Below are 15,230 nucleotides of genomic sequence, written 5' to 3' on the forward strand. Positions count from 1 at the left end.
TGTGGCCGTAAGTCCGTTCGCCAAACCTCCCGGGGTTCACCCGATTGCCGCAGCCGCGCTCCGTGCCTGCTCGGCCGGCCGGGACGGCCGGCCGAGCAGCGTCTCCAGCCGTCGGCGGGCCGGGCCCAGGGTCCGGCCCCGGCGCGGCAGCCCGGCCCAGGGGTCGGTACGCAGCTGGTCGAGGGCGTCGGCGACGGTCCAGCGGCGGGCATGCAGCTCCGGGTCGTCCAGCCGGCCCCAGGAGAGGGGGGTCGCGACGGGGGCGCCGGGCAGGGCGCGGACGGTGCAGGGCGCGACCGCGGTCTGCGCGTAGGCGTTGCGCTGCACGTCCAGGTAGAGCCGGTCACCGCGGTCCTTCTTGCGCGCGGCGGTGGTGAGCCGGTCGGGATGGGAGTCGGCGAGGGTGTCGGCGACCTCGAGGGCGAAGGCGCGCACCTCGTCGACGGCGTGGTCGCCGGCGAGCGGCACGATCACATGGAGCCCGCGGGAGCCCGTGGTCATCAGTGCCGAGGGCAGGTTCAGCTCGTCCAACAGCTCCTTCAGCAGCCGGGCCGCCTCCCGGACCGTCTCGAAGTCGTCCCGCGAGGGGTCGAGGTCGAAGACCAGCCGGTCCGGACGGTCGCCCCCGCAGGCCGGGCCGGCGCGGGACAGCCAGCGGTGCAGGGTGATGCTCGCCTGGTCGACGAGGTAGAGCAGGGTCGCCGTGTCGTCGCACACGGTGTGGCACACCGTGCCGCCCTCCTTGGCGACCTCGACGCGGGTGATCCACTCCGGGTAGTTCCCGGGGGTGTTCTTCTGCATGAACGTGGGCCCGCCGACGCCGTCCGGGTGCCGTTCCAGCATCAGCGGGCGGCCCCGCAGATGCGGCAGCATGAAGGGGGCGACAGCCCGGTGGTAGTCGACGAGGTCACCCTTGGTGTACTCCCCGGCGCCCCCGCCGCCGGGAAAGAGCACCTTCCCCGGCCGGTGGATCCGCACGGTGCGGCGCCCGGCCCGCACGATCCGCGCAGTGTCCTCGCCGCTCACGGCACGATCGCCTGCTCCACCAGCAGCCGCCCGGCCGCCGCGATCGACTCCGCGTCGATGCCGGCGGCGCGCAACTGCTCCTCGGGAGAGGCCGAACCCGGCATGCCGCGTACGGCGAGCCGTACCAGGCGCGGCACGGGCCGTCCGTCGGTGAACGCGTCGAGAACCGCGTCCCCGAGGCCGCCCTCCGGATGGTGGTCCTCCACGGTCACCAGGCAGCCGGTCTCCTCGGCGGCCCGGCGCAGGGTGTCCCGGTCGACGGGCTTGACCGAGTACAGGTCGATCACCCGTACCGCGATGCCCTCCCCCGCCAGCGCGTCCGCGGCGGCCAGGGCCTCGGGCACCGTGACGCCCGCCGCCAGCAGCGTCAGCCGGTCCCGTTCCGAGGAACGCAGGACCTTGCTGCCGCCGACGGGGAACTCCTCGTCGGGACCGTAGATCACGGGGCTCTCACCGCGTGAGGTACGCAGGTACCGGATGCCGTCGAGGTCCGCCATCGTGGCGACCAGACGCGCGGTCTGGTTGGCGTCACAGGGGTAGAGCACCGTGGAACCGTGTACCGCCCGCATCATCGCCAGGTCCTCGAGGCCCATCTGGCTGGGCCCGTCCTCGCCGATGGCGACCCCGGCGTGCGAGCCGACGAGGTTGATGCCGGCACCGCTGACCGCCGCCATGCGGATGAAGTCGTGGGCGCGGGTCAGGAAGGCGGCGAAGGTGGCGGCGTAGGGCACCCAGCCGCGCGTCGCCGTCCCGACCGCGGTGGCCACCATCTGCTGCTCGGCGATGTAGCACTCGACATAGCGTTCGGGGTGCTCCTTGGCGAAGAACTCCGCGCGCGTGGAGTCGCCGACCTCCCCGTCCAGGGCCACGACGTCGCCGCGCACGGTGCCGAGGGCGGCCAGCGCCTCACCGAAGGCGTTGCGTGTCGCCACCTTCTCGCCCTTGTCCCACCGGGGCGGTTCGGCCTGCCCGGTGTGCACGGCGTGCAGCGCGCGGGCGGCGGACGGTTTCGGCACCCTCACGCGCAGGTCGCGGGGGCCGCCGAGTTCGGCGATCGCCTCGTCGGCCTCCGGCAGCGGCTTGCCGTGCATCCCCTCGCGGTCCTGCACCGCCTCGACGCCCTTGCCCTTGAGGGTGCGGGCGAGGATCACGGTCGGCTGCCCCTTGGTGGAGGACGCCTTCCCGAACGCCCGGTCGACGGCGTCGACGTCGTGCCCGTCCACCTCCACCGCGTGCCAGCCGAAGGCCTCGAAGCGTCGGGCGTAGGCGTCGAGGTCGTGGCCGTGCCGGGTGGGGCCGCGCTGGCCCAGCCGGTTCACGTCCACGAGGACGGTCAGGTTGTCGAGGTTCTCGTACGCGGCGTGCTCGGCGGCCTCCCACACCGATCCCTCGGCCAGTTCGCTGTCTCCGCACATCACCCACACCCGGTAGCCGGAGCGGTCTAGCCGCTTCCCGGCCAGCGCGATACCGACGCCGACCGGCAGTCCCTGGCCGAGCGACCCGGTGGCCGTCTCGACCCAGGGCAGCCGCTGGGGGGTGGGGTGGCCTTCGAGGCGGCTGCCGAGCTTGCGGAAGGTGAGGAGTTCCTCGTCGTCGATGGCGCCGGCCGCCTTGAACGCGGCGTACATCAGGGGTGAGGCGTGCCCCTTGGAGAGGACGAAACGGTCGTTGCCCGGGTGGTCCGGGTGCTCGAAGTCGTAGCGGAAGTGGCGTGCCAGCAGGACGGCCATCAGGTCGGCCGCGGACATCGAGGACGTGGGGTGCCCAGAGCCGGCGGCGGCCGCGGCGCGAACACTGTCCACGCGCAACTGCTGCCCGAACTCGACGAGTTCACCGGTGTTCATGAGTCTCCTTCAACGGGATCGGCGGAATCGGCGGAATCATCGGAGCTGTCGGTGCGCTTGACGGGGCCCGGGGCGAGGTGCGGGCCGGTGGGCGGCCTGGGGTCGGGCCGCCTCTTCTCCGGTTCACCGCCCGGCCGGCCCCCGGTGGGCTCGGCGGCCGGCTCGGCGGCCTCGCCGCCGGACCTCTTCCGCCCCGGGCCCAAGGGCACCCTGGCCAGTTCCGGGGACGCCGTGTCCAGCGGCACCGACCAGGACCGTACGAGCCCCAACTGCACGGCTTGCCGCGGCAGTACGGCGTCCAGCAACCAGTCGGCGGCGACCCGCACCCGGTTGCCGGGCATCGCCGCGAGGTGGTAGCCGCGGGTGACCGCCCCCGCCACCGGACCGGACAGGTTGACGCCGAGCGGGTTGGCCGCCGCCTTCACACCGCCCAGGTCCACCACGAAGCCGAGGTCGCTGTGGCGGTAGGCGCGGGGCTCGCCGTCACCGAGGGAGGCGGCGACGTTGTGGGCGCAGACCTTGCCCTGCCGCCAGGCGTGCTGCGCGGTCATCGGGGTGTACTGCCCGGGCTCCTCCAGATCGGGCACCGCCGCCGCGTCACCGCAGGCGAACACCTCGGGCCGCCCCGGCACCCGCAACTGCGGGTCCACCAGCAGCCGCCCGCGCTCCATGGGCAGCCCCAGCGACTCGGCGAGCGGATCGGGCCGTACCCCCACGCACCACACCAGCGTCCGCGTGTCGACGAACTCCCCGTCGGTCAGCAGCACTCCCTCGCGCGTGGCCTCCTTCACGGAGGTCTTCATCCGCACGTCCACGCCCCGCTCGCGCAGTACCCGGTCGGCGGTGCGGGAGAGCCGCTCGTCGAGTTCGGGCAGGACCCGGTCGGCGATGTCCAGCAGCAGCCAGCGGGGCCGCATGCCCGTCCGCATGGGATGCTTGTGGACCTGCGCGTCGCTGAACAGCTTTCCGTGCGCGGCGACTTCGGTTCCGGTGTAACCGGCACCGACCACCACGAAGGTGCACCGGGCGGCGCAGTCGGCGGGGTCGTCGGTGGCCGCCGCGAGCTCCACCTGCCGGGTCACGTGGTCGCGCAGGTACAGTGCCTCGGGCAACCCGCGGAAGCCGTGCGCGTGCTCGGCGACACCCGGGACGGGCAGCAGCTTGTTGACGCTGCCGGCGGCCAGTACCAGCCGGTCGTAGGAGAGGCTGCCGCCGTCGCCCTCGGGGCCGGTGTAGTGCACGGTCCGGGCGTCGAGGTCGATGCGGTCGGCCTCGCCCAGCACCAGCCGTACCTGCCGCAGTGTTCCGGAGAGGGAGACGGTGACCCGGCGCGGCTCCAGGATGCCGGCGGCGACCTGGGGCAGCAGGGGCAGGTACAGGAAGTAGTCGGTCGGGTTCAGCAGGGTGATGTCGGCCCGGCCCCGGGCCAGCCGGGACAGGGCGCGGGCCGTGCGGTATCCGGCGAAGCCAGCACCGACGATCACTGTGCGGGGTCGACTCACGGTTCGCCTCCGGGGCTGTCGTCACGTACCTCGGGAGACTTCCGCGTCCCCCTGGCCGGGGTCACCAAACGTCCGCCGGCTTCCGCCCCTGGCCCCGGGGCTCCGGACCGGAACCCCATCCCTCCCCTGTCCCGGAAGCACCCCATGTCCGAGTACGGCTGTTTCCCCTCACGGGGCAGTGGGGGCAGTACGGTCCCGTCGAGCCGGTGGAGCACGCGCGGATGGCCGAACGGGCCGGATTCCGGGCACTGCGATCTCGCACCACCGCCCGTGGAACGACGAGCATGCCCAGTGCCCCAGTGCCCCAGTGCCCCGGCGACCCGGCGACCCGGCGACCCGGCGACCCGGCGACCCGGCGAGGATGCGGTACGACGAGGATGCGGTACGACGAGGATGCGGTACGACGAAGGCACGGGCCGCGGCCCGTGCCTTCGTCCGCCTCGTGCGGATCCTGCCCCGCTGCCGGTCAGGCCCGGGGACCCGGCGTATCGGGGCCCGGCGCGCCGGGGGCCGGGACATCCGGCCGCGGCGCTACGGGGCCCGTGGCGGGCGGCGTCGACGGCACCGGCGGGGCGATGCCACCGGCGCGCCCGCGCTCGGCGTCCTGCTGCCCGGGGACGGACGCCTGCCCGGCGGTCCCGCGCCCAGGGGCGGGCGAGGGGCGGGCCGCGTTCCGCAGTGCGTAGGCCAGGCCGCCCAGGATCACGGCCGTGATCAGTGCGGCGGCCCAGCCCGGCAGGACGAGGGCGAGGGCGAGCCCCACGGCCAGCGCGACGGCCGCGCCCGCGTACAGGGCGACGGCGCCGGACGCGCCGTACAGGGCGGCCTTGCGGCGCTGCCCCCGTGCCTGTTCACGCAGCTCGTCGCGTACGCTCTCGCGGGCCACCTGCGCCAACTCGTCGACCAGGTGCTTGTCCAGATGCTGCATGTGCTCCAAACGCTGCATGACGCCCGGGTACCCAACGCCCCACGCGCGTAACGCCGTTCCCCAACCAGGCTCGTCGCCATGGAGATTCTGGGTGCCACACTGCGCGTCTGCGTCGACGACATCGAGACCGCGATCCCCTTCTACGAGCGGCCGGCGGGAGGCAGGGCCCCGCGCTTCGAGCGGGCCGGTGTCCACGTGGCCGCCGTCGGCTGCCTCCTGTTGATGAGCGGCCCCGCGGCCGAACTGGACGTGCTGCGCAAGGTGGCGGCGACCATCGCGGTGAAGGACGTCGAGGAGGCCGGCCGGGTGCCGGCCGACATGGGAGCGGACATCATCGCGGGCCCGCTCCCCACACCGGTGGGCCGCAACCTCATCGCGCGGCACCCGGACGGTGCCGTCCACGAGTACGCGGACCGTCTCGCCGGCTGACCCACCCGGCCACGGCCGCGGCTCCGTCCCCGCCCGTCCCGCGTGATCCGTGCGCCCCCCGTCCTAACAGGGGAGGCGGGATCGGGACGGGGCTGCGTCGGCGGCCTTCCGGGCTGCGGGGCACCGTACGCGCCTGTGCGATCAGTGCGGCATCAGCGCAGCCCCCGCATCTCGCGGGTGAGGGCCCAGCGTTCGTGGTCGCGCCAGGCGCCGTCGATGAAGAGCATGTCCGGTGAGAATCCCTCCAGGCGGAATCCGCAACCACGGGCCAGGGCGATGGAGGCGGCGTTGGCGGGCTGCACGTTGATCTCCAGCCGGTGCAGCCGCATCGGTCCGAACGCGTGCCGTACGACGAGGTCCAGTCCTTCGCGCATCAGCCCGCGTCCCGCCGCGTGCGCGAACGCGCCGTACCCCAGGACGCCGCACTGGAACGCGCCGTGCACGATGTTGTTGATGTTGATGAACCCGGCGATGGAGCCGTCACGGACTCCGTCGTCCGGGCCCGCCTCGGCGTCCGCCTTCTCGCAGACCAGGAAGCCGGCCCTGGTCGGGTCCTCGATCAGCCGCTGCGCGTACGCGGAGTACGCCGAGGCGCTGTCCGGCGGGAACAGCCAGGGGTGGTGCAGGTCCTTGCTCTCCCGGGCACGGGCGGTGAACTCGGCGCTGTCCGCGTGGGTGAAGTGGCGTATGCCCACACGGGGGCCTTCGGCGAGGTAGCGGGAAGCGTGGTGCGGCACCGTGCCACCCTACGCCGGGCCGCGGGTACGGGACGGGTTCAGCTCAGCGCCGGTTCGTCGAGCGTCAGGGTGCCGGCGTCCGCGTCGAGTTCGGCCGTGACGCCGAACGGCACGGTGAGTGCCCCGTCGCAGTGCCCGAACCCGAACTGCTCGGCCACGGGCACGCCGAGACCGCCGAGCCGGTCGGCGAGCAGCGCCCGCACCTTCTCGTACGGGCCGCACTGTGCCCAGGAGCCGAGCAGCAGCCCCGACACTCCCTCGAGCCAGCCGGCCCGCGCCAGCTGGGTGAGGTATCGGTCGAGCCGGTACGGTTCCTCCCCCACGTCCTCCAGGCACAGCAGTCCGCCACGCGCGGAGGACCTGGTGTGCGGGGTGCCGAGGCCGGCGGCGAGCAGGGCGAGGCAGCCGCCGAGCGTGACGCCGCGCGCCCGGCCGGGGACCAGCGCGGTGCCGTCGGAGGCGAGGGTGCGGACGGTCCCGGGGGCGAACAGGGTGGCCTTGAGGTGCTCCTGCGCACGGGTGTTCTTGAGGAAGTCGACGCCCGCCGCCATCGGCCCGTGCAGGGTGACCAGGCCGAGCCGGGTCGCGAACGCCTCGTGCAGGGCGGTGATGTCGCTGAACCCGACGAAGACCTTGGGCCCGGCGGCCCGCATCGCCGGCCAGTCGAGCAGGTCGACCATGCGCTGCACGCCGTAGCCGCCCCGGGCGCAGATCACCGCGTCCACGGCGGGGTCGCACCAGGCGGCCTGCAGGTCGGCGGCCCGGTCGGCGTCGCTGCCGGCCAGGTAGTCGAACTCGCCGTGGCGGTCCAGGACATGAGGGGCGGCCACCGGGTCGAGGTCCCAGCCGCGCAGCGTGTCGAGACCGGCCTGCAGCCGCTCCTCCGGCACGGGCCCGCTGGGCGCGACGACGGCCACCCGGGCGCCGGGGCCGAGCCGGGGCGGCCGCCGCAACGGCTCGGCCCGGCTCGTCCACGCGGTTCGGTTCATCGGTGCGGCCCGGCTCATCGGGTCAGTTCCAGGACCGGCACGTCCGGTACCGACAGCCCGAACACCTGGGCGTACAGAGACAGTTCGGCCTCCAGTGCGCGCACCATGGTCTCCGCGCGCCGGAAGCCGTGCCCCTCTCCCTCGAAGGTGAGGTACGCGTGCGGCACATCCTTGCCCTCCAGTCGGGCGAGGAACCGCTCGCACTGCACGGGAGGGCAGATCCGGTCGTCCAGGCCCTGGAGAAGCAGGAACGGCACGGTGAGCCGGTCGGCGTGCGCGGCGGGCGAGCGTTCGGCGTACCGCTCGGGGACTTCGGCGCGCGGGCCGATGAGGCTCTCGAGGTACCGGGACTCGAAGTCGTGGGTCTCTCCCGGGCCCCAACCGGTCAAGTCGAGCACCGGGTAGATGATGGTGCCGCAGGCGTAGACGTCGGTCGTGGTGAGGGATGCGGCCGTGGTCCAGCCGCCGGCGCTGCCGCCGCGGACGGCGAGCCGGTCGCGGGCAGCGGTGCCCTCGTCGGCGAGGGCGAGCGCGACGGCGGCGCAGTCCTCGACGTCGGCCACGCCCCACTGCTCGCGCAGCCGGTCCCGGTAGGTGCGCCCGTAACCGGTGGAGCCGCCGTAGTTCACCTCGGCGACGCCGATGCCGCGCGAGGTGAAGTAGGCGATCTCGAGGTCGAGCACGAGCGGTGCCCGGCCGGTGGGCCCACCGTGTGCCCAGATCACGTACGGCGGCAGCTCGCCGTCGGGCCCGGCGCAGCCGGGGTTGCGCGGCGGGTACACCTGGGCGTGGATCTCGCGGCCGTCCGGCCCGGTGAAGGTGCGGACCTGCGGCTGCGGGTAGTGGGCGGGGTCCACGGCGTCCTTGTGCGGGGTGCCGATCACCCGGGCCCTGCCGGTTCGGGTGTCCAGCTCGACGACCTCGTGGGCGCTGTGCGGGCTCGCTCCGACGGCCACGACGCGCTCGCCGTGGGCCGCGAGCGTGGGCGTGAACTCGGTCCAGGGTCCGGCCGCGTCGACGACCTCGCCCCTCTCCGGGTCGAGTATGCCGAGCGTGGCGGCGCCCCGGCCGTGCACGACGGCGATCAGGCCGCTGTCCAGCGGGGTGAACCAGCGCGACCCCGGCTTCCACAGCGGCCCGCCGAACTCCTCCTCGCGCGGGCAGACGGGTTCGCCGTCGAGGTAGAGGTTCCACCAGCCGGTGCGGTCGCTCGTGTGGAGCAGTCGGCCGTCGTGTGTCCAGTCGACCTGGGCGACCGACTCGTCCGGGCCGCCGGCCACGGTGCGGGCGTCGTGCAGGGTGCCGTCGGGGGCGACGTCGGCGAGGCGGAGCTCGGTACCGTCCCAGGGCATGCGGGGATGGTCCCAGGCCAGCCAGGCGGCGCGTCGCCCGTCGGGCGCAAGGCGCGGCTCGGTGACGAACCGGTGCCGGCCGTCGGTCAGTTCGCGCACGGCACCGCGGTCGTCGGCGGCCGAGCCGTCCAGCGGTACGGCGGCCAGGACACGGCGCACGTCACTGGGTCCGTCGCCGGTGAACTCCTCCAGGACGCACCACACCTCGCCGCGGTCCGGCAGCAGGGTCGGCTCGGCCCAGCGCAGCCCCTGTCCCACCGGGGAGACGGGGGTCAGAGGTCGCGGCTCGCCGCCCGGTTCGTACCGGTAGAGGCGCTGGTCGGCGAAGTCGACGAACACCACGAGCGGGTCGTCGTCCCGTACGAAGCCGGCCCAGGGCCGTCCACCGTACTCGTGGAGCCGGCTGCGCACGTTCCAGGGCGCGGGCAGGACGGACTCCTCGGTGCCGTCGGAGTGCCGGCGCACCAGGGTGCGCCGGCCGTCCTCGGCGGGGCGGGGCTCGGTCCACCACACCTCGTCCCCGACGAATCCCACGTACTCGGGGCTTCCGTCGTGCGCCGCGGCCGTGGCCGCATCGATGGGCGAGGGCCACTCGCCGTACGGCAGGGTTCGCACCGTCTCCCCCATGAGCTCAGGCCGTCCGCAGGAACCGGTCGAGGACGCGGACGCCGAAGTGGAGCGCCTCGACCGGGACGCGCTCGTCGACTCCGTGGAAGAGGGCCTGGTAGTCGAAGCCCTCCGGCAGCTTCAGCGGGGCGAAGCCATAGCCGGTGATGCCGAGGCGGGAGAACTGCTTCGCGTCCGTGCCGCCGGACATGCAGTACGGCACGGGGTGCCCCTCGGGTGCGAACTCCTGCACCGCGGCCCGCATCCGGGCGAACGTCGTCGAGTCCACCGGCGACTGGAGGGCCGGCTCCCGGTGCTGGAACTCCCAGTCCACGTCGGGCCCGGTGAGCCGGTCCAGGGTGGAGCGGAAGTCGTCCTCGCCACCGGGCAGGATCCGTCCGTCGATGTAGGCCTCGGCCTGGCCGGGGATCACGTTGACCTTGTAGCCGGCGTCCAGCATCGTCGGGTTGCTGCTGTTGCGGAGGGTGTGCTCGACGAGTTTCGCGGCCGGGCCCAGTTTGGTGAGCAGTGTGTCCACGTCGGACAGGTCGGGGTCGACACCGTACAGGGCGGCGAGTTCGGTGAGTGCCGCGCGGACGGTCGGGGTGAGCCGCAGCGGCCACTCGTGCTCGCCGATGCGGGCGACGGCGGCGGCGAGGCGGGTCACCGCGTTGTCCCGGTTGACCTTGGAGCCGTGGCCGGCCCGCCCGCGGGCGGTGAGCTTCAGCCAGGCCGTGCCGCGTTCTCCCGCGGCGATCGGGTAGAGCTGCCGGCCGGCGCCGTCGTGGACGGTGTAGGCGCCCGATTCGCTGATGCCCTCGGTGCAGCCCTCGAAGAGTTCCGGATGCCGGTCGGCGAGGAAGCCGGAGCCGTCCTCGGCGCTGGCCTCCTCGTCGGCGGTGAAGGCGATCACGATGTCGCGCCGGGGCCGCACGCCCTGGCGGGCCCAGGCCCGCACCACGGCGAGGATCATCGCGTCCATGTTCTTCATGTCGACGGCGCCGCGCCCCCAGACCACCCCGTCGCGCACCTCGCCGGAGAACGGGTGCACGCTCCAGTCGGCCGCCTCGGCCGGTACGACGTCGAGGTGACCGTGGACGAGGAGCGCGTCGGCAGTCGGGTCGGTGCCCGCGAGGCGCGCGACGACGTTGGTCCGGCCGGGGGTGCGCTCGAGCAGCACCGGTTCCAGGCCCGCTCCGGCCAGCCGCTCCGCCGCGTACTCGGCGGCGGGCCGCTCCTGGCAGTCACCACCGCCCCGGTTCGTGGTGTCGATCCTGATGAGGTCGGACGTGAACGTCACGACCTCGTCCAGGGCGTGTTCGTCAGCCATACTGTTCCTCCACCGCGGCCGAGGCGATCGTGGTGACCGCCTTGAAGGTGCGGATCCCGTCGTACATGGTTGTGCTGGTGTATGCCACTTTCCGCTCGCCGGTCCGGGCCACGCCCGGCACGACGGTGGCGGCCATAGCCAGATGCTCGGCGTCGAACTCCACCGCGACGGTGAAGGGGCCCGCGGCCACCGGCTCGTGGCGCACCGCGAGCGCGGCGGCGTCCTTGGCCGCCGCGCGGATGTCGGAGGCCGTCCGGGCAGGCGTCCGGCACACCGCCGCGTACCGCGACACGTGGTCCTTGACCGCGACCTTCAGCGCCTCCGGCGCGTAGCCGAGCGCGTCCTCGCAGGCCACGTCGTCGCCGGTGACCAGGACGACCGGCACCCCGTACTCGGCGACGACGGCCGCGTTGAGCAGGCCCTCGCTCGCCCGTTCGCCGTTCAGCCACACCCCGGTGATGGAGTTGGCGAGGAAGGTGTGGGCGAGGACGCCCTCCATGCCGGCGCCGGCGTGATAGCCGATGAACGCGATGCCGTCCACGTCGCCGCGCTGCACGCCTTCGACCATGGACAGCGACTTGTGCCGGCCGGTGAGCATCTCGGCCCGCTCGTCGAGCCGCTCCAGCAGGAGGTTGCGCATGCTCCAGTGCGCCTCGTTGATCAGCACCTCGTCGGCGCCGCCGTCGAAGAAGCCCCGCACCGCGGCGTCGACGTCGGAGGTGAACATGGACCGGCAGCGCTCCCACTGCGGGGTGCCCGGCAGCACGTCGGCCGGCCAGGTGACGCCGGTGGCGCCCTCCATGTCGGCGCTGATGAGGATCTTCATGCGCCTCACGCTACGTTGTGCCGCCACAGGTCTGCCAGACCTGTGGAAAACTCTCACCGGCCCAGACCAATGACGGTACAGGACGCACGAGACCGCCTCCCACCTGCCCCTATACCATTCAGCAGCCTGCGAGCCCGGCCCGATCCGAACGACAGACTCCGGTCACCCCGCACGTCCCGTCACGTACCAGACGGACGGCAGCTCGATGCGGGAGCCGTCGGGCGCGTACTCCGTCGTGGTGAGGGGCGCGGTGCCGCTCACCAGGAGGGTCAGTCCGGCCGCGGCCAGGAACTCCGGCACCGCGTCGTCCGCCACCCTGCCGGGTGCTATGCCGTGCCGGAAGACCGCCGCCACCTTGGGCGGCGGGCCGGCGGGCGAGGCCGTAAGGTTCTGCAGCAACGCCCCGGCGGCCTCGGAGGGTTCGACGAGGAAAGCACGGCCGCGGTCGCCGACCAGGGTGGCGATGCCGTCCACCAGGGGCTGCCGGTCGTCGGACTCACACTGGTGCAGCACACCCCGCACGTAGACGTTGACGTCGCCGAGCTCCACGTGCAGGCTCTGCGCCTCGCCCTTGTCGGAGGCGTCCAGCCGCCGGTAGGAGGCCCGGCCGGCCGGATCGGCACGTCGGGCGTGGTCCAGGGCGGCGGCGGACAGGTCGGTGCCGAAGACGTGCGGGAAGCGGTCGGCGAGGAAGCGGGTCTGGGTGCCGCTGCCGCAGCCCAGGTCGACCAGCGGCAGACCGGGATCGGACAGATACGGTTCGAACAGGGCCAGGTGGCGGACGACGGTCAGGGTGGGTTCCGCATCCCAGAACACTCCCCCCTGCCCGCCCGGCGCCTCGCGCCAGAAACCTTCCCACGCCTCCCGGTACCGACTGGTCACGCTCATGCCCGACTCCCCAGGGTCCGAAGCGAATCCGCCCGTATGACGGGCCAGTACGGTGTATCGCGCGCCGGGGCACGCCGACAAGGACACGGCGCATTCCTTCACGCCCCGTTCGCCTCGGATGAGCCCCTGTTCGCGTCGGACAGGAGAGGTAAGAGGGGAGAGGGGGAGAGGAGAGAGCGACGGGAAGCGTGCCGGATCAGCGGCGCGGCAGCGTCAGTTCGAACCAGACGCTCTTACCGGAACGGGTCCGACTGGTGCCCCACTCCCGCGCGAGCCTGCTGACCACTCGCAGTCCGCGCCCGAACTCGTCCGTCGGCCCGGTGTTGAGGAGTGTGGGCAGTTCGTGGTCGTCGTCCTCCACCTCGCACAGCAGGGTGTCGCCGCGGACCAGGCGCAGCGCGACGGGCCGGGCGTGGGCGTGCCGTACGGCGTTGGTGACGAGTTCGCCGACCATCAGCTCGGCGTTGTCGGCGTGCTTCTCCAGGCCCCACTCGTAGAGCTGTTCGCGGACCATGGCGCGGGCCCGGGTGACCTCCGACGGGTCGGGGACGAGTCGCCACTCGGCGACGTGGTCGGGCTCGATCCCGCTCAGGCGTGCCATCAGGAGGGCCACGTCGTCCTTGCGGCCGCCGCGCCCCGCTTCCGAAAATGTCACAGCGAGGGATCGGATGATGGTGTCGCAGGCGTCGTCCATGGACGCGGCCGGGTGGGCGGCGGATTCGCACAGGGCGGCGAGGCCGACACCGATGTCCTCGCCGCGCACCTCGACCAGTCCGTCGGTGCACATCACCAGCCGGTCGCCGGGCTCCACGTGTACGCGCACGGACTCGAACGGCACACCGCCGACGCCGATCGGGGCACCGGTGGGCAGGTCGAGCAGTTCGCTGCGGCCGTCCGCCGCACGGACCAGGACGGGCGGGATGTGTCCGGCGTTGGCAAGGTGCAGCTCGCTCGCGATGGGGTCGTAGACGGCGTACAGACAGGTCGCCAGGTGGGTCTCACCAAGCCGCTGGGCGAGGTCGTCGAGGTTGCGCAGCAGCTGCGCGGGCGGCAGGTCGAGTCCCGCCATGGTCTGCACGGCGGTGCGTAACTGGCCCATCATCGCGGCGGAGTTCAGGCCGTGGCCCATGACGTCGCCGACGACGAAGGCGGTGCGGGCGCCGGGCAGCTTCACCGAGTCGAACCAGTCGCCGCCGACCCGGCCGAGCAGCGTGCCCGGCAGATAGCGGGTGGCGATGTCGCAGCCCGCCATGCGTGGCGGGATGTGCGGGAGCATGCTGTCCTGGAGCGTCTCGGCGACGTTCTCCTGGTAGGTGTACATGCGCGCGTTGTCGATCACCAGGCCCGCGCGGGCGGCGAGTTCGGCGCCGGTGACGCGGTCCATGTCGTTGAAGACCTGCCGCTGTGGGTGGCGCAGCAGAATCATGAAGCCGAGGACGACCTGACGTGCTTTCAGCGGCACGACGAGCATCGAACGGCCGGTGATCAGCGGGCGGATGTCGCGCTTCTCGAACTGCGAGGCGACGGCATGCCCCATCTGTTCGCTGATGCACGGCACGAGGACGGGCTCGCCGGTGGTCATGCACTGGAAGAACGGGGTGTGGGCCGGGAAGGGCATGGCTTCGCCGACGGGCACGACGTCGTCCCAGCGGCCGGGTTCGTCGGTGTGCTCGAGGGCGACCCGGTGCCACATGGTGGTGGTGTCGGGCACGCCCTCGTCGAAACCCTCACCGGCGACGACCTGTTCGCGCAGATAGGTGCCGGCTACGTCGGTGAAGCGGGGCACGACGGCCTTGCTGACCTCGACGATGGTGCGGGACAGGTCGAGGGAGGTGCCGATCCGGGAGCTGACCTCGTTGAGGAACTCCAGATGCTCGCGGACGGCGGCGTACTCGAGGTCCTCGGCCTCGTCTCGCCGGCCCTCGGGCACGGGTTCGCCGGCCGCGCGGGCCCGTGCGGCCCGTTCGCGACGCGCCTTGCGCTCGGTGCGGCGGGGCACGCCCCAGTCGGGGGTGACGGGCACCCGCTCGTTCTGGCTGAACTCCAGGATGGGATAGCCCAGTTCGAGGATCTGGGCGGCGATCCGGGCACTCTCCCCGACGCTCATGCTGGGCAGGATCTCGGGGAGTCGGCGGGCCAGGTCCGTGGAGCCGGGGAAGTCGGTGTGCAGGGCGAATCCGGGGGCGATCCGCTCGAACGCCTCCGTCTCGTCGCCGTGCAGCGCGTCTGCGTCGGCGGCGAGCACCAGCAGCCGCTCGCTGCCGGGGCCGACCAGCGGGTAGGCCCACCACAGCACGTCGACACGTCCTGCTCCGGGTCCGGAGCCGGGGCAGGGTTCGCGAGCGGGTCCTGCTCCGGGTCCGGAGCCGGGCTCGCCAGCGGGAGCCCGGGCAGGGGCCTCGAGGCGGGCTCGGCCCGCGGCCGGATAGGAAAGGCCCCGGCCGAGGGAGGACTCGAGACCGGGGCCGGGACCGTCGTAGTCCGCGTACGACGCGTACGCCGCGTGCCACCCGGTTCCTCTCTCCTCCCCGTCCTCGGGGAGGGCGCCGAAGACCGGCAGCAGATCGACGGCCGGGCGGCCCAGGGCGTCGTTCTTGGACAGCCCGAACAGGCGTCGTGCGCCTGCACTCCAGTGCGAGACCAGCCCGTCGCGGTCCACGACGACGACGGCGAGCGGGATCCGGCCGGCACCGAGACCTTCGGCCACCGCGCCGTCCTCGGCTCCATGGCCGGACGGTGCGTCCCGTTCGGTGCCACGGTCCATGGCCCAGGC

12 protein-coding genes are annotated in these 15,230 nt (G+C 73.2%); 1 reads left to right on the forward strand and 11 read right to left on the reverse strand.

Features of this window, described 5'->3' with window-relative positions:
• Positions 1–36: 36 nt before the first annotated feature.
• The 4 genes from ligD to ACFYQA_RS13990 form a co-directional block, all read right to left on the reverse strand.
• Entirely contained in the window at positions 37–1,026 is a 990-nt protein-coding gene (gene ligD, locus ACFYQA_RS13975) for a non-homologous end-joining DNA ligase (protein WP_388916244.1), read from the reverse strand.
• Positions 1,023–2,870 carry a transketolase gene (locus tag ACFYQA_RS13980; RefSeq protein ID WP_388916247.1) on the reverse strand — a complete coding sequence of 616 codons (1,848 nt, stop codon included), beginning with the start codon at positions 2,868–2,870 and terminating at the stop codon, positions 1,023–1,025. The genes ligD and ACFYQA_RS13980 overlap by 4 nt, the downstream gene beginning before the upstream one ends.
• Positions 2,867–4,372: an NAD(P)/FAD-dependent oxidoreductase gene (locus tag ACFYQA_RS13985; protein WP_388916250.1), complete on the reverse strand. Its 1,506-nt coding sequence runs from the start codon at positions 4,370–4,372 to the stop codon at positions 2,867–2,869. Before ACFYQA_RS13985 ends, ACFYQA_RS13980 begins: the two co-directional genes overlap by 4 nt.
• Positions 4,373–4,838: 466 nt before the next feature.
• Entirely contained in the window at positions 4,839–5,318 is a 480-nt protein-coding gene (locus tag ACFYQA_RS13990) for a phage holin family protein (protein WP_388916253.1), read from the reverse strand.
• Positions 5,319–5,378: 60 nt separating this feature from the next.
• On the opposite strand from ACFYQA_RS13990, the gene ACFYQA_RS13995 reads away from it, so the two are divergent.
• A complete protein-coding gene (locus tag ACFYQA_RS13995) occupies positions 5,379–5,729 on the forward strand; it encodes a VOC family protein (protein ID WP_388916256.1) in 351 nt (116 codons plus the stop codon).
• 152 nt (positions 5,730–5,881) lie between these two features.
• Here the strand turns inward: ACFYQA_RS13995 and ACFYQA_RS14000 are convergent, their stop codons facing one another.
• The 7 genes from ACFYQA_RS14000 to ACFYQA_RS14030 all read right to left on the reverse strand — a co-directional run bounded on the left by ACFYQA_RS14000 (position 5,882) and on the right by ACFYQA_RS14030 (position 15,221).
• The gene (locus tag ACFYQA_RS14000; RefSeq protein ID WP_388916259.1) at positions 5,882–6,466 is read right to left on the reverse strand and encodes a GNAT family N-acetyltransferase; all 585 of its coding nucleotides are present in this window, start codon (positions 6,464–6,466) and stop codon (positions 5,882–5,884) included.
• A gap of 38 nt (positions 6,467–6,504) precedes the next feature.
• Complete coding sequence (locus tag ACFYQA_RS14005) at positions 6,505–7,455, reverse strand: LD-carboxypeptidase (protein ID WP_388916262.1); 951 nt, start codon at positions 7,453–7,455, stop codon at positions 6,505–6,507.
• Between the two features lie 14 nt (positions 7,456–7,469).
• Positions 7,470–9,434 carry a prolyl oligopeptidase family serine peptidase gene (locus ACFYQA_RS14010; protein ID WP_388916265.1) on the reverse strand — a complete coding sequence of 655 codons (1,965 nt, stop codon included), beginning with the start codon at positions 9,432–9,434 and terminating at the stop codon, positions 7,470–7,472.
• 4 nt (positions 9,435–9,438) lie between these two features.
• Positions 9,439–10,743, reverse strand: a complete 1,305-nt coding sequence (locus tag ACFYQA_RS14015; RefSeq protein ID WP_386403937.1) for a M20/M25/M40 family metallo-hydrolase — start codon at positions 10,741–10,743, stop codon at positions 9,439–9,441.
• Positions 10,736–11,569: a M55 family metallopeptidase gene (locus tag ACFYQA_RS14020; protein ID WP_388916269.1), complete on the reverse strand. Its 834-nt coding sequence runs from the start codon at positions 11,567–11,569 to the stop codon at positions 10,736–10,738. Before ACFYQA_RS14020 ends, ACFYQA_RS14015 begins: the two co-directional genes overlap by 8 nt.
• A gap of 162 nt (positions 11,570–11,731) precedes the next feature.
• Complete coding sequence (locus tag ACFYQA_RS14025; RefSeq protein WP_388916272.1) at positions 11,732–12,457, reverse strand: class I SAM-dependent methyltransferase; 726 nt, start codon at positions 12,455–12,457, stop codon at positions 11,732–11,734.
• Positions 12,458–12,653: 196 nt separating this feature from the next.
• Complete coding sequence (locus ACFYQA_RS14030; RefSeq protein ID WP_388916516.1) at positions 12,654–15,221, reverse strand: SpoIIE family protein phosphatase; 2,568 nt, start codon at positions 15,219–15,221, stop codon at positions 12,654–12,656.
• Positions 15,222–15,230: the final 9 nt, after the last annotated feature.

This window comes from Streptomyces sp. NPDC005774, from assembly GCF_042871645.1.
Taxonomy (GTDB): Bacteria; Actinomycetota; Actinomycetes; order Streptomycetales; family Streptomycetaceae; genus Streptomyces; species Streptomyces pratens.

What these genes read in the sequence shown, in the direction of transcription:
- ACFYQA_RS13980 (WP_388916247.1), bottom strand. Translation starts at nt 2,870, where the DNA reads ATGAACACCGGTGAACTCGTCGAGTTCGGGCAGCAGTTGCGCGTGGAC.
- ACFYQA_RS13990 (WP_388916253.1), bottom strand. Translation starts at nt 5,318, where the DNA reads ATGCAGCGTTTGGAGCACATGCAGCATCTGGACAAGCACCTGGTCGAC.
- ACFYQA_RS13995 (WP_388916256.1), top strand. Translation starts at nt 5,379, where the DNA reads ATGGAGATTCTGGGTGCCACACTGCGCGTCTGCGTCGACGACATCGAG.
- ACFYQA_RS14005 (WP_388916262.1), bottom strand. Translation starts at nt 7,455, where the DNA reads ATGAACCGAACCGCGTGGACGAGCCGGGCCGAGCCGTTGCGGCGGCCG.
- ACFYQA_RS14010 (WP_388916265.1), bottom strand. Translation starts at nt 9,434, where the DNA reads ATGGGGGAGACGGTGCGAACCCTGCCGTACGGCGAGTGGCCCTCGCCC.
- ACFYQA_RS14015 (WP_386403937.1), bottom strand. Translation starts at nt 10,743, where the DNA reads ATGGCTGACGAACACGCCCTGGACGAGGTCGTGACGTTCACGTCCGAC.
- ACFYQA_RS14020 (WP_388916269.1), bottom strand. Translation starts at nt 11,569, where the DNA reads ATGAAGATCCTCATCAGCGCCGACATGGAGGGCGCCACCGGCGTCACC.
- ACFYQA_RS14025 (WP_388916272.1), bottom strand. Translation starts at nt 12,457, where the DNA reads ATGAGCGTGACCAGTCGGTACCGGGAGGCGTGGGAAGGTTTCTGGCGC.
- ACFYQA_RS14030 (WP_388916516.1), bottom strand. Translation starts at nt 15,221, where the DNA reads ATGGACCGTGGCACCGAACGGGACGCACCGTCCGGCCATGGAGCCGAG.